Source organism: Mycobacterium sp. IS-3022 (assembly GCF_001500065.1).
GTDB lineage: Bacteria > Actinomycetota > Actinomycetes > Mycobacteriales > Mycobacteriaceae > Mycobacterium.
Map to the genome: position 1 here is coordinate 402,498 of NZ_LQIN01000023.1, position 20,483 is coordinate 422,980.

23 protein-coding genes and 1 pseudogene are annotated in these 20,483 nt (G+C 68.6%); 21 read left to right on the plus strand and 3 right to left on the minus strand.

Features of this window, described 5'->3' with window-relative positions; translation table 11 throughout:
- Window positions 1-25 precede the first annotated feature (25 nt).
- Window positions 26-337 carry a GlsB/YeaQ/YmgE family stress response membrane protein gene (locus AU188_RS16375; protein ID WP_059164707.1) on the minus strand — a complete coding sequence of 104 codons (312 nt, stop codon included), beginning with the start codon at window positions 335-337 and terminating at the stop codon, window positions 26-28.
- Window positions 338-447: 110 nt separating this feature from the next.
- On the opposite strand from AU188_RS16375, the gene AU188_RS16380 reads away from it, so the two are divergent.
- The 13 genes and pseudogenes from AU188_RS16380 (at window position 448) to aroQ (ending at window position 11,946) form a co-directional block, all read left to right on the plus strand.
- A complete protein-coding gene (locus AU188_RS16380; RefSeq protein WP_156426718.1) occupies window positions 448-840 on the plus strand; it encodes a secondary thiamine-phosphate synthase enzyme YjbQ in 393 nt (130 codons plus the stop codon).
- A gap of 151 nt (window positions 841-991) precedes the next feature.
- On the plus strand, window positions 992-3,688 hold the full coding sequence (gene alaS, locus AU188_RS16385; RefSeq protein ID WP_059164709.1) for an alanine--tRNA ligase: 2,697 nt from the start codon (window positions 992-994) through the stop codon (window positions 3,686-3,688).
- A gap of 4 nt (window positions 3,689-3,692) precedes the next feature.
- Window positions 3,693-4,283 carry a Holliday junction resolvase RuvX gene (ruvX, locus tag AU188_RS16390; protein ID WP_059164710.1) on the plus strand — a complete coding sequence of 197 codons (591 nt, stop codon included), beginning with the start codon at window positions 3,693-3,695 and terminating at the stop codon, window positions 4,281-4,283.
- Window positions 4,276-5,517: an endolytic transglycosylase MltG gene (locus AU188_RS16395; protein ID WP_059164711.1), complete on the plus strand. Its 1,242-nt coding sequence runs from the start codon at window positions 4,276-4,278 to the stop codon at window positions 5,515-5,517. Before ruvX ends, AU188_RS16395 begins: the two co-directional genes overlap by 8 nt.
- Window positions 5,514-6,320 (plus strand): shikimate dehydrogenase, encoded by an 807-nt coding sequence (locus AU188_RS16400; protein WP_059164712.1) that lies wholly within the window; start codon window positions 5,514-5,516, stop codon window positions 6,318-6,320. Before AU188_RS16395 ends, AU188_RS16400 begins: the two co-directional genes overlap by 4 nt.
- Before the next feature lie 79 nt (window positions 6,321-6,399).
- Window positions 6,400-6,816, plus strand: a complete 417-nt coding sequence (locus AU188_RS16405) for a prepilin peptidase (RefSeq protein WP_286137520.1) — start codon at window positions 6,400-6,402, stop codon at window positions 6,814-6,816.
- A 63-nt stretch (window positions 6,817-6,879) separates the two neighbouring features.
- Window positions 6,880-7,260, plus strand: coding sequence for a nuclear transport factor 2 family protein (locus tag AU188_RS16410; RefSeq protein ID WP_059164714.1), 381 nt, complete (start codon window positions 6,880-6,882; stop codon window positions 7,258-7,260).
- Window positions 7,257-7,745, plus strand: coding sequence for a DUF3237 domain-containing protein (locus tag AU188_RS16415; protein WP_059164715.1), 489 nt, complete (start codon window positions 7,257-7,259; stop codon window positions 7,743-7,745). The genes AU188_RS16410 and AU188_RS16415 overlap by 4 nt, the downstream gene beginning before the upstream one ends.
- 139 nt (window positions 7,746-7,884) lie before the next feature.
- Window positions 7,885-8,487, plus strand: a complete 603-nt coding sequence (locus tag AU188_RS16420) for a TetR/AcrR family transcriptional regulator (protein ID WP_059164793.1) — start codon at window positions 7,885-7,887, stop codon at window positions 8,485-8,487.
- Between the two features lie 37 nt (window positions 8,488-8,524).
- On the plus strand, window positions 8,525-9,733 hold the full coding sequence (gene aroC, locus AU188_RS16425) for a chorismate synthase (RefSeq protein ID WP_059164716.1): 1,209 nt from the start codon (window positions 8,525-8,527) through the stop codon (window positions 9,731-9,733).
- Window positions 9,733-10,239 (plus strand): annotated as a pseudogene (locus AU188_RS16430) (shikimate kinase); the annotation flags it as partial. The gene aroC and the pseudogene AU188_RS16430, both read left to right, overlap by 1 nt.
- Before the next feature lie 160 nt (window positions 10,240-10,399).
- Window positions 10,400-11,467, plus strand: coding sequence for a 3-dehydroquinate synthase (gene aroB, locus AU188_RS16435; RefSeq protein WP_059164794.1), 1,068 nt, complete (start codon window positions 10,400-10,402; stop codon window positions 11,465-11,467).
- Window positions 11,464-11,946, plus strand: coding sequence for a type II 3-dehydroquinate dehydratase (aroQ, locus tag AU188_RS16440; protein ID WP_059164718.1), 483 nt, complete (start codon window positions 11,464-11,466; stop codon window positions 11,944-11,946). Before aroB ends, aroQ begins: the two co-directional genes overlap by 4 nt.
- Here the strand turns inward: aroQ and AU188_RS16445 are convergent.
- On the minus strand, window positions 11,895-12,440 hold the full coding sequence (locus tag AU188_RS16445) for a B-4DMT family transporter (RefSeq protein WP_059164719.1): 546 nt from the start codon (window positions 12,438-12,440) through the stop codon (window positions 11,895-11,897). The genes aroQ and AU188_RS16445 overlap by 52 nt on opposite strands.
- 33 nt (window positions 12,441-12,473) lie before the next feature.
- On the opposite strand from AU188_RS16445, the gene AU188_RS16450 reads away from it, so the two are divergent.
- From AU188_RS16450 to nusB, 3 genes are read left to right on the plus strand one after another with little or no spacing between them, the layout of a single operon-like run.
- Window positions 12,474-13,577, plus strand: a complete 1,104-nt coding sequence (locus tag AU188_RS16450; RefSeq protein ID WP_059164720.1) for a M24 family metallopeptidase — start codon at window positions 12,474-12,476, stop codon at window positions 13,575-13,577.
- A 17-nt stretch (window positions 13,578-13,594) separates the two neighbouring features.
- Window positions 13,595-14,158 (plus strand): elongation factor P, encoded by a 564-nt coding sequence (efp, locus tag AU188_RS16455; protein ID WP_059164721.1) that lies wholly within the window; start codon window positions 13,595-13,597, stop codon window positions 14,156-14,158.
- On the plus strand, window positions 14,151-14,636 hold the full coding sequence (nusB, locus tag AU188_RS16460) for a transcription antitermination factor NusB (protein WP_059164722.1): 486 nt from the start codon (window positions 14,151-14,153) through the stop codon (window positions 14,634-14,636). Before efp ends, nusB begins: the two co-directional genes overlap by 8 nt.
- Here nusB and AU188_RS16465 read toward each other — a convergent pair.
- A complete protein-coding gene (locus AU188_RS16465) occupies window positions 14,633-15,835 on the minus strand; it encodes a serine hydrolase domain-containing protein (protein ID WP_059164795.1) in 1,203 nt (400 codons plus the stop codon). The genes nusB and AU188_RS16465 overlap by 4 nt on opposite strands.
- A 145-nt stretch (window positions 15,836-15,980) precedes the next feature.
- Here AU188_RS16465 and pyrR point away from each other — a divergent pair, with 145 nt between their 5' ends.
- Genes pyrR through carA form a run of 5 tightly spaced genes read left to right on the plus strand, consistent with a single transcriptional unit; the run spans window position 15,981 to window position 20,428 of the window.
- Complete coding sequence (gene pyrR, locus AU188_RS16470) at window positions 15,981-16,565, plus strand: bifunctional pyr operon transcriptional regulator/uracil phosphoribosyltransferase PyrR (protein WP_082686661.1); 585 nt, start codon at window positions 15,981-15,983, stop codon at window positions 16,563-16,565.
- Window positions 16,562-17,512 carry an aspartate carbamoyltransferase catalytic subunit gene (locus AU188_RS16475; protein WP_059164724.1) on the plus strand — a complete coding sequence of 317 codons (951 nt, stop codon included), beginning with the start codon at window positions 16,562-16,564 and terminating at the stop codon, window positions 17,510-17,512. Before pyrR ends, AU188_RS16475 begins: the two co-directional genes overlap by 4 nt.
- Window positions 17,509-18,804, plus strand: a complete 1,296-nt coding sequence (locus AU188_RS16480; protein WP_059164725.1) for a dihydroorotase — start codon at window positions 17,509-17,511, stop codon at window positions 18,802-18,804. The genes AU188_RS16475 and AU188_RS16480 overlap by 4 nt, the downstream gene beginning before the upstream one ends.
- Complete coding sequence (locus AU188_RS16485; RefSeq protein WP_059164796.1) at window positions 18,801-19,304, plus strand: PH-like domain-containing protein; 504 nt, start codon at window positions 18,801-18,803, stop codon at window positions 19,302-19,304. Before AU188_RS16480 ends, AU188_RS16485 begins: the two co-directional genes overlap by 4 nt.
- The gene (gene carA / locus AU188_RS16490) at window positions 19,301-20,428 is read left to right on the plus strand and encodes a glutamine-hydrolyzing carbamoyl-phosphate synthase small subunit (protein WP_059164726.1); all 1,128 of its coding nucleotides are present in this window, start codon (window positions 19,301-19,303) and stop codon (window positions 20,426-20,428) included. Before AU188_RS16485 ends, carA begins: the two co-directional genes overlap by 4 nt.
- Window positions 20,429-20,483 lie beyond the last annotated feature (55 nt).

Consider the following 20,483-nt stretch of genomic DNA (forward strand, 5'->3'; position numbering starts at 1 on the left):
AGCCGGGATCGCACGGGCAGATTGGCTAGCGGATGACGCCGCCGCGACGACGCGTGCCCATCACGCCGGTGCGCCTGCGGCCCATGAGCGCGGACACCAGGGCCACACCGATCACGGCGACGACAAGCTGGACGAGAAGCTCGATCCAGTCGACTCCGCTGGTGGCCGTGGGCAGGCCGAGCGCACGGGCGATCGCCGTGCCGATCAACGCCGACACGATGCCGACGAGAACGGTCACCAGCATGCCGATGGGCTGCCTGCCGGGCAGGAGCAGGCGAGCGAGCACGCCGACGACTGCGCCGATCAAGATGGCGGTGATTACGCCGGTGATGGTCATTGTTCCTCCAGGGTCTCGGGGTGCCAGTGAGATACCCCGACACCGACGTCAATAAACGGTCCGGGTCGATCGACGACGCGCCTCGTACCCTTGAATGCGTGGACTCCGACGTGCTCGACATCGAGACCGGCCAGCGCCGCATCGTCGACCTGACCGATGCGGTGCGCTCCTTCTGCGGCCGCCACCGCGACGGGTTGTGCAGCGTGTTCGTACCGCACGCGACCGCGGGGGTCGCGATCATCGAGACGGGCGCCGGATCCGATGACGATCTCGTCGACACGCTCGAACGCCTACTTCCGCGTGACGACCGCTACCGCCACTCGCACGGCTCACCGGGCCACGGCGCCGACCATGTCCTGCCGGCGCTGGTGTCGCCGTCGGTCACCCTGCCCGTGCAGGATGGCGAACCGCTGCTCGGCACCTGGCAGAGCATCGTGCTCGTCGACCTCAACCGGGACAACCCGCACCGTAAGGTGCGCCTGAGCTTCATCGCCGCAGCCTGAAGGAGGCACTGCGCGGTGACAGCCGATCGAACCTGACCGGGCACCGGGAGCGACGCCCGTTCGTTGACTTTTCGGCGCGACAACGGCGACCGGTACTGTAGTGCGGTCGAATAGTCGCAGGTACCAGCGAAACTACAAGGATGTATCAGACGTGCAGACACACGAGATCAGGAAGCGTTTCCTCGATCACTTCGTGAAAGCGGGCCACACCGAGGTGCCGAGCGCTTCGGTGATCCTCGACGACCCCAATCTGCTGTTCGTCAACGCCGGCATGGTGCAGTTCGTGCCCTACTTCCTCGGCCAGCAGGCGCCGCCGTGGAGTCGGGCCACCAGCGTTCAGAAGTGCATCCGCACCCCCGATATCGATGAGGTGGGCATCACCACCCGGCACAACACCTTCTTCCAGATGGCGGGCAACTTCTCGTTCGGCGACTACTTCAAGAAGGGCGCCATCGAATTCGCCTGGACGCTGTTGACCAACCCGGTCGATGAAGGGGGTTACGGGCTCGACCCGGCGCGCCTGTGGGCCACGGTCTATCTGGACGACGACGAGGCGGCAGCGCTCTGGCAGGAGGTCGCCGGGCTGCCGCCGGAGCGCATCCAACGCCGCGGAATGGCAGACAACTACTGGTCGATGGGCATCCCCGGGCCGTGTGGGCCGTCGTCGGAGATCTATTACGACCGTGGCCCCGACTACGGCGCCGAGGGTGGGCCGATCGTCAACGAGGACCGCTACATCGAGATCTGGAACCTGGTTTTCATGCAGAACGAGCGCGGCCAGGGCACCTCGAAGGAGGACTTCGAGATCCTCGGCCCGTTACCGCGCAAGAACATCGACACGGGCATGGGCATCGAGCGGGTGGCCTGTCTGCTGCAGGGCGTGGACAACGTCTACGAGACGGACCTGGTGCGCCCGGTCATCGACCTCATGGCGGAGCGCGCGCCCCGCGGATACGGGCAAGGCAGCCACTCCGACGACGTGCGGTACCGAATCATCGCCGACCACAGTCGGACCGCGGCGATCGTCATCGGCGACGGTGTGAGCCCCGGCAACGAGGGGCGTGGCTATGTGCTGCGCCGCCTGCTGCGCAGGATCATCCGCGCGGCCAAACTTCTCGGCGTCGAGCAGCCGATCATGGCCGATCTGATGGCCACCGTGCGCGACGAGATGGGTCCGTCGTACCCGGAACTGGTGGCCGACTTCGACCGCATCGAGCGGATCGCCGTGGCCGAGGAGACCGCGTTCAACCGCACGCTCGCCTCGGGTTCGCGGTTGTTCGACGAGGCGGCGAGTGCGACGAAAGCCAAGGGCGCCACCGTGTTGTCCGGCTCGGATGCGTTCACCCTGCACGACACCTACGGCTTCCCGATCGAGCTCACGCTGGAGATGGCTGCCGAACACGGGCTCTCCGTCGACGAGCAGGGCTTCCGCGGCCTGATGGCCGAGCAGCGGCGCCGCGCCAAAGCCGACGCCGCGGCACGCAAGCAGGCGCACTCGGATCTGTCGGCGTACCGCGACCTCGTCGACGCGGGACCGACCGAGTTCACCGGGTTCGACGAGTTGTCTTCGGAAGCAAGGATTCTGGGGATTTTCGTCGACGGCAAGCGGGTGCCCGTCGTATCCCACGACGGCGGTGGCCCGCAGCCGGACCGGGTCGAGTTGATTCTGGACCGCACCCCCTTCTACGCCGAGTCCGGCGGTCAGATCGCCGACGAGGGGACCATCAGCGGTTCGGGCGCGTCCACCGCGGCGAAGGCCGCCGTCACCGACGTGCAGAAGATCGCGAAAACCCTGTGGGCACATCGGGTCAACGTCGAGTCCGGCGAGTTCGTCGAGGGTGACACGGTGATCGCCGCAGTGGATCCGCGATGGCGGCACGGCGCGACCCAGGGCCATTCCGGAACTCATATGGTGCACGCCGCGCTGCGACAGGTGTTGGGGCCGAACGCGGTTCAGGCCGGCTCACTGAACCGGCCCGGGTACCTGCGGTTCGACTTCAACTGGCAGGGTCCGCTCACCGAGGAGCAACGCAGCCAGATCGAGGAAGTCACCAACGAAGCCGTCGAGGCCGACTACGAGGTGCACTCGTTCACCACGGAGTTGGAGAAGGCCAAGGCGATGGGCGCGATGGCGCTGTTCGGCGAGCAGTACCCCGATCAGGTTCGCGTGGTGGAGATCGGCGGCCCGTTCTCGCTGGAGCTGTGCGGCGGCACTCACGTGCACAACTCGGCGCAGATCGGTCCGGTGACGATCCTCGGCGAGTCGTCGGTCGGCTCCGGGGTGCGTCGCGTCGAGGCCTACGTCGGCCTGGACTCGTTCCGTCACCTGGCCAAGGAGCGGGCCTTGATGGCCGGCCTCGCGTCGTCGCTGAAGGTGCCGTCCGACGAGGTGCCTGAGCGGGTGGCGAATCTGGTCGAACGGCTGCGAGCGGCCGAGAAGGAGTTGGACCGGCTGCGCCTGGCGAACGCGCGCGCCGCCGCAGCAAATGCCGCCGCGGGCGCGGAACTTGTCGGTAAGGTCCGTCTCGTGGCGCAGCGGATGGCCGGTGGGATGTCGGCCGGTGATCTGCGCACGCTGGTCGGCGACATCCGCGGCAAGCTCGGCGTCGACCCCGCCGTCGTCGCGCTGATCGGCGAGGGCGACAACGACACCGTCCCGTTCGTGGTGGCGGTCAACCCGGCGGCGCAAGACCTCGGTCTGCGGGCCGACGACCTGGTCAAGCACTTGGGCGCGCCGGTCAACGGCCGTGGCGGCGGCAAGGCCGATCTGGCACAGGGTTCCGGTAGAGGGGCGGCAGGAATCGACGCGGCATTGGCCGCGCTGCGCGCAGAGATTCACCGGAGCTAGCCGCGTGAACGCCACACATGCCGGCGATGAGCCGCTTGCGCGACGAGCAGCGGGCGACCGTCGGCCGGATCGGCCAGGAGGTGCCCTGAACCCGCCGGACCCGGGACGCGGTCGACGGATCGGCATCGATGTCGGCAGCGTGCGCATCGGGGTGGCCGCAAGCGATCCGGACGCCATCCTCGCCACGCCGGTCGAGACCGTCGCGCGGGACCGGCGCAAGGACTCCGACCGGCACATCCGAAGACTCGCCGGGTTGGTCCAAGACCTAGGCGCAGTGGAGGTCGTCGTGGGGTTGCCCCGCACGCTCGCCGACCGTTCCGGGTCCTCCGCTCAAGACGCCGTCGCGGTTGCCGATGCGCTCGCCGCGCGGATCGCGCCGACACCCGTGCGACTCGCGGACGAACGACTCACTACCGTGGTGGCTCAACGCTCGTTGCGGGAGGCCGGCGTTCGGGGCAGGGGCCAGCGTTCGGTCATCGATCAAGCGGCAGCGGTGGGGATTCTGCAGAACTGGCTGGACCAGCGGCGAGCGGCGCCGGGGACACGAGGGGCGGAAGTGGACCGCGCCGCGCACGGAGAGGTCGTGGATGACTGACCATTGGGGCCGCGAACGGGCCGAACCGGTTGCGGTCGGCCCACCGCGGCGCCGGACGACCCGCGCGGACCGGATACGGCAGGCGCGGAACCGGCGCAGGCGTCGCCTGGCGGGCAGCTTGGCGGTCGGCCTGCTGATCGTGGTCGTCGTCGGCGCGGTGTTCCTCGGCTCGAAACTGTGGCACTCGTTGTTCGGCGGCAATGACTTCACCGGCGGCGGTGTCGCCGATGTGGTGATCCAGGTACACGACGGCGACTCCACCACCGCGATCGGCAAGACGTTGCAGGAGCACAACATCGTCGCGACGGCCAGCGCATTCGTCGACGCCGCCGAGGGCAACGACGCGATCTCGGCGATCCAGCCCGGCTTCTACAAGCTGCGCACCGAGATTCCGGCGGCCAACGCCGTTGAGCGGCTGGCGGATCCGCAGAACCGGGTCGGCAAGCTCACCATCCCTGAGGGACGTCAGCTCGACGATGTCCGTGACGTGAAGACCGACGCCGTCACCGACGGCATTCTCAGCCTGATCTCCCGCGCGACGTGTGTCGACCTTGACGGCGAGCGCCACTGTGTGTCGTCGGACGCGCTGAAGCGGGTGGCCGGAACCGTCGCGCCGGCGGCGCTGGCGGTGCCCGACTGGGCCATCGAGCCCGTCACCGCGATGGGAGCCGACCATCGCCGCCTCGAGGGATTGATCGCCGCGGGCACGTGGAACATCGACCCGTCGGCGCAGCCGCAGGAGATCCTGTCGAACCTGATTTCCGCCAGCGCAATGCAATACGCGAACGGTGGGCTGCTCGAGACGGCCGCGGCCATGAAGATGTCGCCGTATCAGATCTTGACCGTGGGCTCGCTGGTGCAGCGGGAGTCGACACCCGAGGACTTCGCCAAGGTGGCGCGCGTCATCTACAACCGGCTGGCCGAGAACCGCACGCTCGAGTTCGACTCCACGGTCAACTACCCGCTGGACCGCATCGAGGTGGCCACCACCGACGTCGACCGCGCGCAACACAACCAGTGGAACACCTATGTCCGGCCCGGGCTTCCGGCGACCCCGATCTGCTCGCCGAGCCAAGCGGCGCTGGCGGCCGCCGAGCAGCCTGCGCCGGGGGACTGGCTGTATTTCGTCACCATCGACATGCAGGGCACGACGTTGTTCACCAGGGACTACCAGGAGCACCTCGCGAACATCGAACTGGCCCAGCGCAACGGTGTGCTCGATTCCGCGCGATGAGCGCACGCCGTAGGGCGGCGGTGCTCGGTTCGCCCATCGCACACTCCCGCTCGCCGCAGCTGCACCTCGCGGCCTACCGTGCGCTGGGCCTGGACAACTGGACCTACGAGCGAATCGAGTGCACGGCCGAGCAATTGCCGGGCCTGGTCACCGGTTTCGGTCCCGACTGGGTCGGCGTATCGGTGACCAAACCCGGCAAGTTCGCGGCGCTGCAGGTCGCCGACGAGCGCACCACCCGCGCCGAACTCGTCGGCTCGGCGAATACGTTGGTCCGGACACCGGCGGGCTGGAGAGCTGACAACACCGACATCGACGGTGTGACAGGAGCCTTGGGCGACGTGACGGCCGGGCACGGGATCGTGGTGGGTTCCGGGGGCACGGCACCGGCGGCGGTCGTCGGGCTGGCAGAGCTCGGGGTGCAGCGGGTGACTGTGGCGGCCAGGAACCCCGACAAGGCCGCGCCGCTGGTGGATCTGGCGACGCGGTTGGGTGCCGACGCCCGGTGGTGTGACGTCGACGGCCCCGACCTGCGCAGCGCGGTCGTCGACGCGGACCTGATGATCAACACCATTCCCGCCGATGCGGCCGCACGCTACGCATCCGCGTTCGCGGCAGTCCCGCTTGTGCTCGACGCGATCTACGATCCGTGGCCGACGGCGTTGGCCGCGGCGGTGCTGGACGCCGGCGGGCGCGTCATCAGTGGTCTGCAGATGCTGCTTCACCAGGCCTTCGCTCAGGTCGAGCAGTTCACCGGTCGCCCGGCACCTCGCGAAGCGATGGCGGCGGCGCTCGACGTGCGCTGAGCCTTTCGGTGCAAGTCGGTGGCCCAATTCGGTGACTGCGGGCGTACTGCGCGAGGGTTAGCCTTCGTAAATGGGGGGAGTGGCGTGCGCCGCGGCGCTGGCGTGGTTCGCGGCGCTGTGCGTCTGTGACCTCCGAGAGCGGCGATTACCGAACTGGCTGACCATGCCGGGTGCGCTCGCCGTTCTCACCACTGCGGCCATGGCAGATCGCGGGCTTCCGGCGCTCGCCGGTGCCGCCGCGCTGTTCGCCGTCTACGTGACGGTGCATCTGCTCGCACCGGAGGCGATGGGTGCGGGCGACGTCAAACTCGCAATCGGAGTCGGCGCGCTGACGGGTGCGTTCGGTATCGACGTGTGGATGCTGGCGGCGATGGGAGCGTCACTGATCACGACCGCGTGGGCCCTCGTCGTGGCTCGGCATCCGGAAGCCACTGTCCCACACGGGCTTTCGATGTGCCTGGCAGCGGCAACCGCGATGGCGCTGGTGACGCTCTGATGTCAGGCAAGGCGAGCATGTTTGCAGTTGCATACTTGAAGTAGGTTAATGCATACTGTGAGTATGCAAACTGGGGACCTGAAGGCCCTATCGGAGCGGTATTTCGCCGCGTGGGCGAAACGCGATCCGGACGCGATCGCTGGGTTGCATACCGAGGACACCCTGTTCTGGACACATGTGGGCGCGGAGCCGGTCGTCGGGCGTGACAATGCGCGCGCGGCATTCGCGGCGTTCTTCGAGCAGTTCCCGGACTTCACCTTCGAGATCTATCGGGTGCTCTACGGCGATGCCCACTGGATACTCGATTGGGCGTTGATCTCCGGTGGTGTGCGCTTTGACTGCCTCGATGTGGTGGTTGTCTCGCGCGAGGGGCTCGTCGCACGCAAGGACTCGTTCGTCGACTCGGCTCAGATGAGGACCTCGATGAACGGGACCGGCGCGTGACGGCGGCCGCGGTCGACCAGCTACCGCTCGTCGACGCCTTGCCCGTCGAGCACCTCTTCGACATGCATGTCGATCTTCAACCAGCCCAACCCATCCCGACACCCACCGGCGTCCGGATGACATTCATCGCTGACGGTGGAACCATCGACGGGCCACGGCTGCAGGGAGAAGTGCTGCCCGGCGGCGGGGACTGGCTCCTCGTCGGCGACGACGGGTCCGGCCGGGTCGATGTCCGTGTCACACTGCGCACCCATGACGGTGTGCTCATCCACTTCGAGAGCGCCGGCATCATCAAGGTTCCCGCGGACGGACTCGAGCGGCTGGCACGCGGTGAGGCCCTTCCGTTCGACGAGACCTACGTGCGAACGACGCCCAGGTTCGCCACCGCCGATGAGCGCTATGCATGGCTCAGCGAGGTTGTCGCGCTGGGTTACAACGTTCTCTCGCCCAACCACGTCGACTATCGCGTATACGGAGTGTTGTGAACGACAAAAGGCTTGCCCAGCAGTCGAATCGGGCTGTCAACCGCTGGCCACTCACCCAGCGCGCGATGGTTCGGATGCATCGGGAGCCACCGCTGATCGTGCTCGAGCCTGCGGACCTGTGACCGGTTATCGTTCGGCGGTGGCGACGAAGGGCGCAAGGCGTACACAGGCGGAGCGCACCGAGGCGACCACCGCCGCGCTGGTCGACGCGGCACGCGCATTGTTCGCCGAGGACGGATACGAGGCGACCTCGCTGGACGCGGTCGCGGCTCGCGCCCGGGTGACCAAGGGCGCCGTCTACCACCACTTCGAAGGCAAGCGCCGGCTGTTCGAGGCGGTGTTCAGCCGGGAGATCGAACGCCTGGCGGCGCCGCTGGTGGAGGCCTATTCGCGGAGGAAGGATCCGTGGGAAGGGTTCGCGGCCGCGTGTCGGGCGTTCCTCGACGAGTGCCTTGAGCCAGGACTGCAGCGGATCGTGTTGCGCGACGCGTTCGGCGCGCTGGGCTGGGAGCAGATGCGCCGCCTCGAGGCGCCGCTGCTCGAGATGATGGAAGCGGCCATCACGCGCGCGGTCGACGCCGGTCGGATCGCCAGGCGGCCACCAGGGCCGCTGGCACATTTCTTGTTTGGCGCGCTGTGCGAGATGGCGATGATCGTCGCCCGCGCGAAAGACCAGAAGACCGCGCATCGGCACGCGGCCGCCGAACTCGGCCGCATCCTCGACGGGCTGGTGATCGGCTGATTCGGGGCCGGGCGGTCGACGTGGGAAGATGGGACGCGTGTTGCGATGGACCACTGCTGGTGAATCCCACGGCCGCGCCTTGGTGGCCGTGGTCGAAGGCATGGTCGCGGGAGTGCACGTCACCTCGGACGACATCGCCGGGCAACTGGCCCGCCGTCGTCTCGGGTACGGCCGCGGCGCCCGGATGAAGTTCGAGCAGGACCAGGTCACGATGCTGGGCGGGGTCCGGCACGGCGTCACGCTGGGCGGCCCGATCGCGATCGAGATCGGCAACACCGAGTGGCCGAAGTGGGAAACCGTGATGGCACCGGACCCCGTCGATCCCGCCGCGCTCGACGTCGCGCGCAACGCGCCGCTGACCCGGCCGCGACCCGGACACGCCGACTACGCGGGGATGCTCAAATACGGCTTCGACGATGCCCGTCCGGTGCTCGAACGCGCCAGCGCGCGCGAGACCGCGGCCCGCGTGGCCGCCGGCACGATCGCCCGCGCGTTCCTCAAAGAGGCGCTCGGCGTCGAGGTGCTGTCCCATGTCATCTCAATCGGGGCCTCAGACCCGTACGACGGGCCGCCGCCACAGGCCGCCGACCTCGCCGCGATCGACGCGAGCCCCGTCCGCGCGTATGCCGAGAAGGCGGAAAAGTCCATGATCGACGAGATCGAGGCCGCTAAGAAGGACGGCGACACGCTCGGCGGGGTCGTCGAGGTCGTCGCCAACGGCCTTCCGGTGGGGCTGGGGTCGTTCACCAGCGGCGACAACCGGCTCGACAGCCAACTCGCCGCCGCGGTGATGGGCATCCAGGCGATCAAGGGTGTCGAGATCGGCGACGGCTTCCAGACCGCGCGCCGACGCGGCAGCGTCGCCCACGACGAGATGTACCCCGGCCCCGACGGAGTGATGCGCTCGACGAACCGGGCGGGCGGCTTGGAAGGCGGAATGACCAACGGCCAGCCGCTGCGGGTGCGCGCGGCGATGAAGCCGATCTCCACCGTGCCGCGGGCCCTGGCGACGGTAGACATGGACACCGGCGACGAGGCCGTCGCGATCCATCAACGCTCCGACGTGTGCGCGGTGCCCGCCGCCGGCGTGGTCGTCGAGACCATGGTGGCGCTGGTGCTGGCACGGGCGGCGCTGCAGAAGTTCGGCGGCGATTCGCTGACCGAGACGCGGGCCAACATCGACAACTACTTGCGAGCGGTGCGCGACCGTGAGCCGGCGGCGCGACCGGTGCAGGCCTCGGGCTGATGGCGCCCCGCGCGGTACTGGTCGGCTTGCCCGGGTCGGGCAAGTCGACGATCGGGCGGCGGCTGGCCAAGGCGCTCGGACTCTCGCTGCTCGACACCGACGCCGCGATCGAGGAGACCACGGGCCGCACGATCGCCGACATCTTCGCCACCGACGGTGAGCAGGAGTTCCGCCGGATCGAGGAGGAGGTCGTCCGGTCGGCGCTGCAGACCCATGACGGGGTGCTGTCGTTGGGCGGGGGCGCGGTCACCACGGCGGGTGTGCGCGAGGCGCTGGCCGGCCACACGGTGATCTACCTGGAGATCAGCGCCGCCGAGGGAGTGCGCCGGACCGGCGGCAGCACGGTACGTCCGCTGCTGGCGGGCGCCGACCGCGACGAGAAGTTCAAAAGGCTGATGTCGCAACGGGTTCCGCTGTACCGGAAGGTGGCGACGATCCGGGTCAACACCAACCGGCGCAACCCAGGGGCGGTGGTGCGCTACATCGTCACCCGGCTGGAGAACCCCGGCGCACCCAACCCGCAGCGGCGCAAGCGTCGCCCACCCTGGCGCCGCGGACCGTCGGCGCTCACCGCCGAACCCAGCACCGAGGCGCCGCCGTCACCGGCGGCGGTCGCCGCCCGAAACATGAAGGCAAACCGTGACTGAACACACCGACCCGGTCACCATGGACGTACTCGTCGATCCGCCCTACCCCGTCATCATCGGCACCGGCCTGCTCGGCGAATTGCAACGTGCCCTCGAGGGTAGGCACAAGGTCGCGATCCTGCACCAGCCCGTACTCGCGCAGACGGCGGAGCTCATCCGGAATACGTTGGCCGACACCGGCATCGACGCACACCGCATCGAAATTCCCGACGCCGAGAAAGGCAAGGACCTGCCGGTCGTCGGGTTCATCTGGGAAGTGCTGGGCCGCATCGGCATCGGCCGCAGGGATGCGATCGTCAGCCTCGGCGGCGGAGCGGCCACCGACGTCGCAGGGTTCGCGGCCGCCACCTGGCTGCGCGGAATCGACATCGTGCACGTGCCGACCACGCTGCTCGCCATGGTGGACGCCGCCGTCGGCGGGAAGACCGGAATCAACACCGACGCGGGCAAGAACCTGGTCGGCGCCTTCCACCAGCCCGCCGCCGTGCTCGTCGACCTCGCCACGTTGGAGACGCTGCCACGCAACGAACTCGTCGCAGGCATGGCCGAGATCGTCAAGGCCGGTTTCATCGCCGACCCGGCCATCCTGGACCTGATCGAAAACGATCCCGAAGCCGCGCTGGATCCCACCGGAACCGTGCTGCCCGAGCTGATTCGGCGCGCGATCGCGGTCAAGGCCGAGGTGGTCGCCGCCGACGAGAAGGAATCGCAACTGCGCGAGATCCTCAACTACGGCCACACCCTGGCGCATGCGATCGAACGCCGCGAGCGCTACCAGTGGCGACACGGCGCGGCCGTGTCGGTGGGGCTGGTGTTCGCCGCCGAACTCGGCCGGCTCGCGGGCCGACTCGACGACGAAACCGCCGACCGGCACCGGACGGTGCTCACCGCGCTCGGCCTGCCGGTCAGTTACGACGCCGACGCGTTCCCCGAGTTGCTGGAGACCATGGCGGGAGACAAGAAGACCCGCGCGGGCGTGCTGCGGTTCGTCGTACTCGACGGCCTCGGCAAGCCGGGACGTCTGGAGGGTCCAGATCCGTCACTTCTTGCGGCGGCATACGCAGAAATAGGAGCGGTGGCGTCATGACCGCAACGGTGCTGATCCTCAACGGCCCCAACCTCGGTCGGCTGGGCCGCCGCGAACCCGACGTGTACGGCAGCACCACGCACGACGAACTGGTCGCGCTCGTCGAGCGTGAGGCCGAGGAGTTGGGCCTGAAAGCCGTTGTGCGCCAGAGCGACAGCGAGGCCGACCTGCTCGGCTGGATTCACGCCGCCGCCGACGCGGGAGATCCGGTGATCCTCAATGCCGGTGCGCTGACCCACACATCGGTGGCGCTGCGCGACGCGTGCACGGAACTGCGTGCGCCGCTGATCGAGGTGCACATCTCGAACGTGCACGCCCGCGAGGAATTTCGGCACCACTCGTACCTGAGCGCGGTGGCCACCGGCGTGATCGTCGGCCTCGGCGTGCAGGGCTATGTGCTGGCTCTGCGGTATTTGGCCGATGTCGGCTACACGCGGTCGTCGCGGGGCGCGGCTTCGGTGGACCCGTCGGCGTCCTGACGGCCGACGGCGGCGAACACGTCGGTGTCGGCGCGCTCGTCATCGTGGGCGTGGTGCAGATGCGGTGTCTGGTCGGCCTTGCGGTCGATGAGGTAGCGGCCGAGCGCCACACCTGCGATCGCCATCAGGAACACCACCAGCGCGGTGAACGCCGCGAACGTGGTGACCTCGTTGAGGAGCGCCTCGACATAGAGACTCTTGTAGAAGAGTCCGATGAACCACGCCACCGCGCCGCTGACGATCCCGGCGAACAGGCCCGACAGCAGCCAGACCATCGCCAGGTCGCCGCGGCGGTCCGGGTCCGGGTTGGCGCGGGCGTCGGCCCGGCCGTCGATCACCCCCCAGACAAACGCGGCGATCGCGAACAGCACCACCAGCACGACGCTGATCAGCCCTGCCTTGGTTTCCCACGCGTTGATCAGCGTTCCCTGCAGCAATCGCACGATCACCATCAGGGTCGCGAACACCAGTCCGCGCAGCAACCACTTACTCATGGGGCCTCACCTTAGCGAGTAGCGTCATCGACCGTGACTATTTCACAGCGCCGAGACCGGTTGCGCGAGCGCCTCGCCAGCGCCGGGGTCGACGCGATGCTGGTTTCGGATCTGGTCAACGTGCGGTATCTGTGCGGGTTCACCGGCTCCAACGCCGCCCTGCTCATCCGGGTGGACGGGAAGGACGCGGAAACGCCGGTGCTGGCCACCGACGGCCGCTACCGCACGCAGGCGGCGCAGCAGGCACCGGACGCCGAGATCGTCATCGAGCGGGCCTGCGGACCGCACCTCGTGCGGCGTGCCGCCGCCGACGGGGTGCGTCGGCTCGGCTTCGAGAGTCACGTGGTGACCGTCGACGCGTTCTCCGCGCTGACCGCTGCCGCCGGAGAGCAGACCGAGCTGGTGCGCGCCGCCGGCACGGTCGAGGCGCTTCGCGAAGTCAAGGACGCGGGGGAGGTCGCGCTGCTGCGGCTGGCGTGCGAGGCCGCCGACGCGGCATTGCGGGATCTCGTCGACGGCGGCGGACTGCGGGTGGGCCGGACGGAGAAGGAGGTCAGTCGTGAGCTCGAGTCGCTGATGCTCGAGCACGGCGCCGACGGCGCATCGTTCGAGACGATCGTGGCGGCCGGGCCGAACTCGGCGATCCCGCATCACCGGCCCACCGACGCGGTGCTGGGCGCAGGTGACTTCGTCAAGATCGACTTCGGCGCGCTGGTCAGCGGCTACCACTCGGATATGACCCGGACCTTCGTGCTCGCACCGGCCGCGCAGTGGCAGCGCGACCTCTACGAACTGGTCGCCACCGCACAACGCGCCGGCCGGGAGGCGCTCGCGCCCGGGGTGTCGCTCAAGGAGGTCGACGCAGCGTCGCGTCGCGTCATCGCCGATGCCGGCTATGCCGACAACTTCGGACATGGGCTCGGGCACGGGGTGGGTCTGCAGATCCACGAAGCGCCGGGGATCAACGCGGCGGCCGCCGGTACACTGCTTGCTGGCTCCGCGGTGACCGTGGAACCCGGTGTCTATCTGCCCGACCGTGGCGGTGTCCGCATCGAGGACACGCTCGTAGTGGCGGGCTCCCAAGACGACACCTCCGACTTGCTTACCCGGTTCCCGAAGGAACTGGCCATCCTCTGACAGGAGAACAACCGACCGTGGCAACGACCGCCGACTTCAAGAATGGGCTCGTCCTGGTGATCGACGGCCAACTCTGGCAGATCATCGAGTTCCAGCACGTCAAACCGGGCAAGGGGCCGGCCTTCGTGCGCACCAAGCTCAAGAACGTGGTCTCCGGCAAGACCGTCGACAAGACCTACAACGCCGGGGTGAAGGTCGAAACCGCGACGGTCGACCGGCGCGACGCGACCTATCTCTACCGCGACGGCTCCGACTTCGTGTTCATGGACTCCCAGGACTACGAGCAGCATCCGCTGCCCGAGTCGCTGGTCGGCCGCGCCGCCGATTTCCTGCTCGAGAGCATGCCGGTGCAGATCGCCTTTCACGACGGTTCGCCGCTGTACCTCGAGTTGCCGGTCACCGTCGAACTCGAAGTGACGCACACGGAGCCGGGGCTGCAAGGCGATCGTTCCAGTGCCGGCACCAAACCCGCCACGGTGCAGACCGGCGCCGAGATCCAGGTGCCGCTGTTCATCAACACCGGCGACCGGCTCAAGGTCGACTCGCGTGACGGCAGCTATCTGGGTCGGGTGAATGCCTGACCGGCGAGGAGACCGGGGCCGCCATCAGGCCCGCAAACGCGCCGTCGACCTGCTCTTCGAGGCCGAGGCGCGCGGGCTCACCTCGGCGGAGGTGGCAGAGGCACGCAATGCCTTGGCGGAGAACGAGTCCGACGTGGCGCCGCTGAACCCGTACACCGTGACAGTGGCTCGGGGCGTCACCGAGCATTCCGCGCACATCGACGATCTGATCGCCGCACACCTTCAAGGGTGGACGCTGGAGCGGTTGCCTGCCGTCGATCGCGCGATACTGCGGGTGGCGGTGTGGGAGCTGCTGCACGCCGACGATGTGCCCGAGCCGGTCGCCGTCGACGAGGCGGTCGAACTGGCCAAGCAGTTGTCGACCGACGACTCACCGGGTTTCGTCAACGGCGTACTGGGTCAGGTGATGCTCGTGACGCCGCAGATCCGGGCCGCCGCGCAGGCGGTGCGCGGAGCCGGCGACGGGGGCGCGGGCTAGATGTCGAGTGCTTGGTAGGTCCGTCGGACGAACTTCGGCTGCGCGCTCTGGAGTTTGGCCAGCGACGTGTTGCCGGCGATCGCGGCGGCGTCGACGTTTCGATCGGGAAGGTTCTGAATCAGATAGATCAGGATCAGGTCCGCCGACGGGTCGGCCTGCCACCAGGTGCCGTAGGCGCCGGGCCAACTGAAGGTGCCCAGCCCGCCCGGCCCGAACAGCTGGCGTGACTTCGCGGGGTCGGTGACCACCGACAGGTTCAACCCGAAGCCGCGGCCCACCCAGAACGGCGCCCCGAGGAAGTTCTGGTGCTTCTGCTCGTCGGTGAGCCGGTCGGTGCGCATCAACCGCACCGACTCCTCCGACAGCACGCGGACGCCGTCCAGCGCGCCGCCGGCCAACAGCATGCGCGCGAAGCGCAGGTAGTCGTCGACCGTCGACCACAGGCCTGCGCCGCCGGCGCAGAACGCGGGATCGGTGATCGGTGCGGGGCCCATCACGTCGTGCCGAAGCGCGTTGTCGTGGTCGAGCCTGTACATCGTCGCGGCGCGGCGCCGTCCCTGCGTGCCCACCGAAAATCCGGTGTCCGTCATCTGCAGCGGCTCGAAGATCCGCTCGCGCAGCACGTCGCCCAGCGGTCTGCCCTCGATCCGCGACAACGCGATACCCAACACGTCGGTGGCGTGGCTGTAGGTGAGCCGTTCGCCGGGCTGGTGCACCAGCGGAAGCTGTGCCAGCTCGGCCAGCCAGCGGTCCTGATCCTGGCGAAACGACAACCTGCCGTACGCCCGGCTCAGCGGGCCGAGCACCGAGAACGGATATGCCAGGCCGCTGCGGTGCGTCATGAGATCGTCGATCGTGATGGGCCGGCGGGCCGGCATCGTCTTGTCGAGCTCACCCCGCGGGTCGAGCAGCACCCGCATGTCGCCGAGTTCGGGCAGCCACCGCGCGACGGGATCGGTGAGCGCGAGCCTGCCCTCGTCGACGAGGCTCATCGCGGCCGCGACGGTGACCGGTTTGGTCATCGAGGCGATGCGGAAGATGGTGTCGCGCTGCATCGGCAGCCCGGCGTCGACGTCGCGATGGCCCAACTCGTTGACCTGACGTATCTCACCTGCGTGCCACACCAGGGTCACGGCGCCGGCGAGGAGCCCGGCGTCGATCGCCTCGCGGATGGACGCTTGGTTGCCGTCGAGTTTCATCGCGGCCAAGCCTACTGAGGTGGCGGGCGGATTCAGCGCGGCCGTGGCGTCGTTCAGACTCCCGCGCACCGGGTGCTAAGCTCGCCGCAGTTTCGACGTCCTTTAAAGAGCCGTCCAGAGAGGCGGAGAAGGAGGTCAGAGTCGCTTGGGCGCGCAGTCAGAGTCCTCAGGCACCGACCGGGAGTTGATGTCCGCAGCGGACGTCGGTCGGACCATCTCCCGCATCGCCCATCAGATCATCGAGAAGACCGCACTCGACGGCCCCGATGCACCCCGCGTGATCCTGCTCGGCATTCCGACCCGGGGCGTCACCCTGGCCACTCGGCTCGCCGAGAAGATCAAGGAGTTCTCCGGGGTGGCGGTGCCGCACGGCGCCCTGGACAACACGCTCTACCGCGACGATCTCGACTTCAAGCCACCCCGCGCGCTGGAGGAGACCTCGATTCCCGAGGGCGGCATCGACCAGGCCCTGGTGGTCCTCGTCGACGACGTGCTCTACACCGGCCGCTCGGTTCGTTCGGCGCTGGATGCGCTGCGCGACATCGGCAGGCCGAGGGCCGTGCAGCTGGCGGTGCTGGTCGACCGCGGCCACCGGGAGCTGCCGCTGCGCGCCGACTACGTGGGCAAGAACGTGCCCACGTCCCGCACCGAGAACGTCAAGGTCCGGCTCGCTGAAATAGATGGAGCTGACGGCATCTCTCTCGCGCCTCACGGAGGTCCGATCCGGTGAAACATCTGCTCTCGGCCGCTGATCTGTCGCGCGATGACGCGTTGGCGATCCTCGACAACGCCGACCGCTTCAGCCAGGCGCTGCTCGGCCGCGAAGTCAAGAAACTGCCGACCCTTCGCGGGCGCACCATCATCACGATGTTCTACGAGAACTCCACCCGCACCCGGGTCTCGTTCGAGGTCGCGGGCAAGTGGATGAGCGCGGACGTGATCAACGTCAGCGCGTCGGGATCGTCGGTGTCCAAAGGGGAGTCGCTGCGAGACACCGCGCTGACCCTGCGCGCCGCCGGCGCCGACGCACTGATCCTGCGGCACCCCGCCTCGGGAGCGCCGCAGCAACTCGCCGAGTGGACGGCCACTGACGACGGGCACGGCCCGGCGGTCATCAACGCCGGCGACGGCACCCACGAGCACCCCACCCAGGCGCTGCTCGACGCGCTCACCATCCGCCAGCGACTCGGCGACATTGACGGCAAGCGGGTGGTGATCGTCGGCGATGTCCTGCACAGCCGGGTGGCACGCTCCAACGTGCTGCTGCTGCACACCCTCGGCGCCGAAGTGGTCCTGGTCGCGCCGCCCACGCTGCTGCCGATCGGGGTTGACGGCTGGCCGGTCACGGTGTCGCACAACCTCGACGCCGAACTGCCGATCGCCGATGCGGTACTGATGCTGCGGGTGCAGGCCGAGCGGATGAACGGCGGCTTCTTCCCGTCGGCCAGGGAGTACTCGGTGCTCTACGGGTTGTCCGAGAAGCGGCAGGCGTTGCTGCCCGCCAGCGCGGTGGTGCTGCACCCGGGCCCGATGGTCCGCGGTATGGAGATCGCGTTCTCCGTCGCCGACTCCTCGCAATCGGCGGTGCTGCAACAGGTTTCCAACGGCGTGCACATCCGGATGGCGGTGCTGTTCCACTTGCTCGTCGGCGCCGAAGAGGAAGCGATCAGCGCATGAGCAGCATGCTGATAAGGGGAGTGCGGCTCTACGGCGACGGGGACCGCGTCGACGTGCTGGTGTCCGACGGGCAGATCGCCGACGTAGGCGCGGAGCTCCCGATCCCCGACGATGCAGATGTCGTCGACGCGACCGGGCAGATCATGCTCCCGGGCTTCGTCGACCTGCACACCCACCTGCGCGAGCCCGGCCGGGAGTACGCCGAGGACATCGAAACAGGCTCGGCCGCAGCGGCTTTGGGCGGATATACGGCGGTGTTCGCGATGGCCAACACCAACCCGGTCGCCGACAGCCCGGTCGTCACCGACCACGTCTGGCAGCGCGGACAGCAGGTCGGCCTGGTCGACGTGCATCCCGTCGGCGCCGTCACCGTCGGCCTGGCGGGCACCCAACTCACCGAGATGGGCCTGATGTCCGCGGGAGCCGCGCAGGTGCGGATGTTCTCCGACGACGGCATCTGCGTGCATGACCCGTTGATCATGCGCCGGGCGCTGGAATACGCCACCGGACTCGGGGTGCTGATCGCCCAGCACGCCGAGGAGCCGCGGCTCACGGTCGGCGCGGTCGCCCACGAAGGCCCCAACGCGGCCCGGCTCGGCCTGGCCGGGTGGCCGCGCGCCGCCGAGGAGTCGATCGTCGCGCGGGACGCCCTGCTGGCACGCGACGCCGGCGCGCGGGTGCACATCTGCCACGCCTCCACGGCGGGCACCGTCGAGATCGTGCGATGGGCCAAGGCGCAGGGCATCTCGATCTCCGCGGAGGTGACCCCGCACCACCTGCTGCTCGACGACGAACGCCTGGCCACCTACGACGGCCGCTACCGGGTGAATCCGCCGCTGCGCGAAACCTCCGACGCCCGGGCGCTGCGGCAAGCGCTGGCAGACGGGATCATCGACTGTGTGGCCACCGATCACGCCCCGCACGCCGAACACGAGAAGTGCTGCGAGTTCTCCGTCGCGCGCCCCGGCATGCTCGGACTGCAGACCGCCCTGTCGGTGGTGGTCGAGACGATGGTGCAGCCGGGGCTGCTGAGCTGGCGGGACGTCGCGCGGGTGATGAGCGAGAAGCCCGCCGAGATCGTCGGTCTGCCCGATCAGGGCAGGCCGCTGGAGATCGGCGAGCCGGCCAACCTGACCGTCGTCGATCCGGATGCGACCTGGACGGTCGAGGGTTCTGCGCTGGCCAGTCGTTCGGACAACACGCCGTTCGAGGCGCTCGAGCTGCCCGCGGCGGTGACCTTGACGATGCTGCGCGGCAAGGTGACTGCGCGCGACGGGAAGTGCCCGGCATGAACACGGGCACCCTGGTCGGGTCGCTGATCATGGCGGCGATTCTGGTGGTTCTCATCGCCGTGCTGATCCAGGCGATGATGCGCGGATGGCGCCGCCGCGCCGAACGCCAGGCCGAGCTCGTCGGCACGTTGCCCGCCCTGCCGGACACCGTCGGCCCCGCGATCGTGCCCCCGACGAAGGGCCTGTATGTCGGCAGCACGCTGGCTCCGCACTGGAACGACCGTATTGCAGTCGGCGATCTGGGCTATCGCGCCAAGGCCGTGCTGACCCGCTACCCCGAAGGAATCATGTTGCAGCGCAGCGGCGCAGTGCCGATCTGGATCCCCGACGCGTCGATCACCGCGATCCGCACCGAGCGCGGACTCGCCGGGAAGGCGATGACGCACGAGGGCATTCTCGCGATCCGGTGGCGGTTGCCGTCGGGCACCGAGATCGACACCGGATTCCGCGCCAATGACCGTCGGGAGTACTCGAACTGGGTGGAGAAGGAGGCAGCGTGACCGGAACCGACAGGGCGCTGCTGGTGTTGGAAGACGGCCGGGTGTTCACCGGCGCGACATTCGGCGCGGTCGGGCAGACGCTCGGCGAGGCGGTGTTCTCCACCGGAATGTCCGGTTACCAGGAGACGCTCACCGACCCGAGCTACCACGGGCAGATCGTGATCGCGACCGCACCACAGATCGGCAACACCGGCTGGAATCACGAGGACGCCGAGAGTCGCGGCGACAAGATCTGGGTGGCCGGCTACGCGGTGCGCGATCCGTCGCCCCGCGCGTCGAACTGGCGGGCCAGCGGCACGTTGGAAGAAGAACTCGAACGCCAGGGCATCGTCGGGATCGCCGGTATCGACACCCGGGCGGTGGTGCGCCACTTGCGCAGTCGGGGGTCGATGAAGGCGGGGGTGTTCTCCGGTGCGGCGCTGGCCGATCCGGACGAACTGCTGGACCGGGTGCGCCAACAGCCGGCGATGCTCGGCGCGAACCTGGCCGGCGAGGTCAGCACCGACGCCACGTATGTGGTGGAACCCGAAGGGCCGCAACGGCTCACCGTGGCCGCGATCGATCTCGGAATCAAGACGAACACGCCGCGCAATTTCGCGCTGCGCGGCATCCGCAGCCATGTGCTGCCGGCGTCGGCGACGTACGAGCAGATCGCCGACCTGAAACCCGACGGGGTGTTCCTGTCCAACGGGCCAGGCGACCCCGCGACCGCGGACCACATCGTGGCCGTCACCCAGGAAGTGCTCGGCGCGGGGATCCCGCTGTTCGGCATCTGTTTCGGCAACCAGATACTCGGGCGCGCGCTCGGGCGCTCGACGTACAAGATGGTGTTCGGCCACCGGGGAATCAACGTGCCGGTCATCGATCACCAGACCGGCAGTGTCGCGATCACCGCACAGAACCACGGGTTCGCGTTGGAAGGCGAGGCGGGGGAGCGCTTCGACACGCCGTTCGGTGAGGCCGTCGTCAGCCATACCTGCGCCAACGACGGTGTGGTCGAGGGCATCAAACTCGTGAACGAACGGGCATTTTCGGTGCAGTACCACCCCGAGGCGGCGGCCGGCCCGCACGACGCGAACTACCTCTTCGACCAGTTCGTCGACCTCATGGCAGGGGAGAAGTGAGGTTCTCCTCGGTGAGCGACCACTTTTGTACGCAAAGTCGCGGCGTGTCGTGTGC

Excerpts from the sequence above, each read along its gene's own strand:
- AU188_RS16375 (WP_059164707.1), bottom strand. The coding sequence starts at position 337 with ATGACCATCACCGGCGTAATCACCGCCATCTTGATCGGCGCAGTCGTC.
- AU188_RS16395 (WP_059164711.1), top strand. The coding sequence starts at position 4,276 with ATGACTGACCATTGGGGCCGCGAACGGGCCGAACCGGTTGCGGTCGGC.
- AU188_RS16400 (WP_059164712.1), top strand. The coding sequence starts at position 5,514 with ATGAGCGCACGCCGTAGGGCGGCGGTGCTCGGTTCGCCCATCGCACAC.
- AU188_RS16410 (WP_059164714.1), top strand. The coding sequence starts at position 6,880 with ATGCAAACTGGGGACCTGAAGGCCCTATCGGAGCGGTATTTCGCCGCG.
- aroB (WP_059164794.1), top strand. The coding sequence starts at position 10,400 with ATGGACGTACTCGTCGATCCGCCCTACCCCGTCATCATCGGCACCGGC.
- aroQ (WP_059164718.1), top strand. The coding sequence starts at position 11,464 with ATGACCGCAACGGTGCTGATCCTCAACGGCCCCAACCTCGGTCGGCTG.
- AU188_RS16445 (WP_059164719.1), bottom strand. The coding sequence starts at position 12,440 with ATGAGTAAGTGGTTGCTGCGCGGACTGGTGTTCGCGACCCTGATGGTG.
- nusB (WP_059164722.1), top strand. The coding sequence starts at position 14,151 with ATGCCTGACCGGCGAGGAGACCGGGGCCGCCATCAGGCCCGCAAACGC.
- AU188_RS16465 (WP_059164795.1), bottom strand. The coding sequence starts at position 15,835 with ATGAAACTCGACGGCAACCAAGCGTCCATCCGCGAGGCGATCGACGCC.
- AU188_RS16480 (WP_059164725.1), top strand. The coding sequence starts at position 17,509 with ATGAGCAGCATGCTGATAAGGGGAGTGCGGCTCTACGGCGACGGGGAC.
- AU188_RS16485 (WP_059164796.1), top strand. The coding sequence starts at position 18,801 with ATGAACACGGGCACCCTGGTCGGGTCGCTGATCATGGCGGCGATTCTG.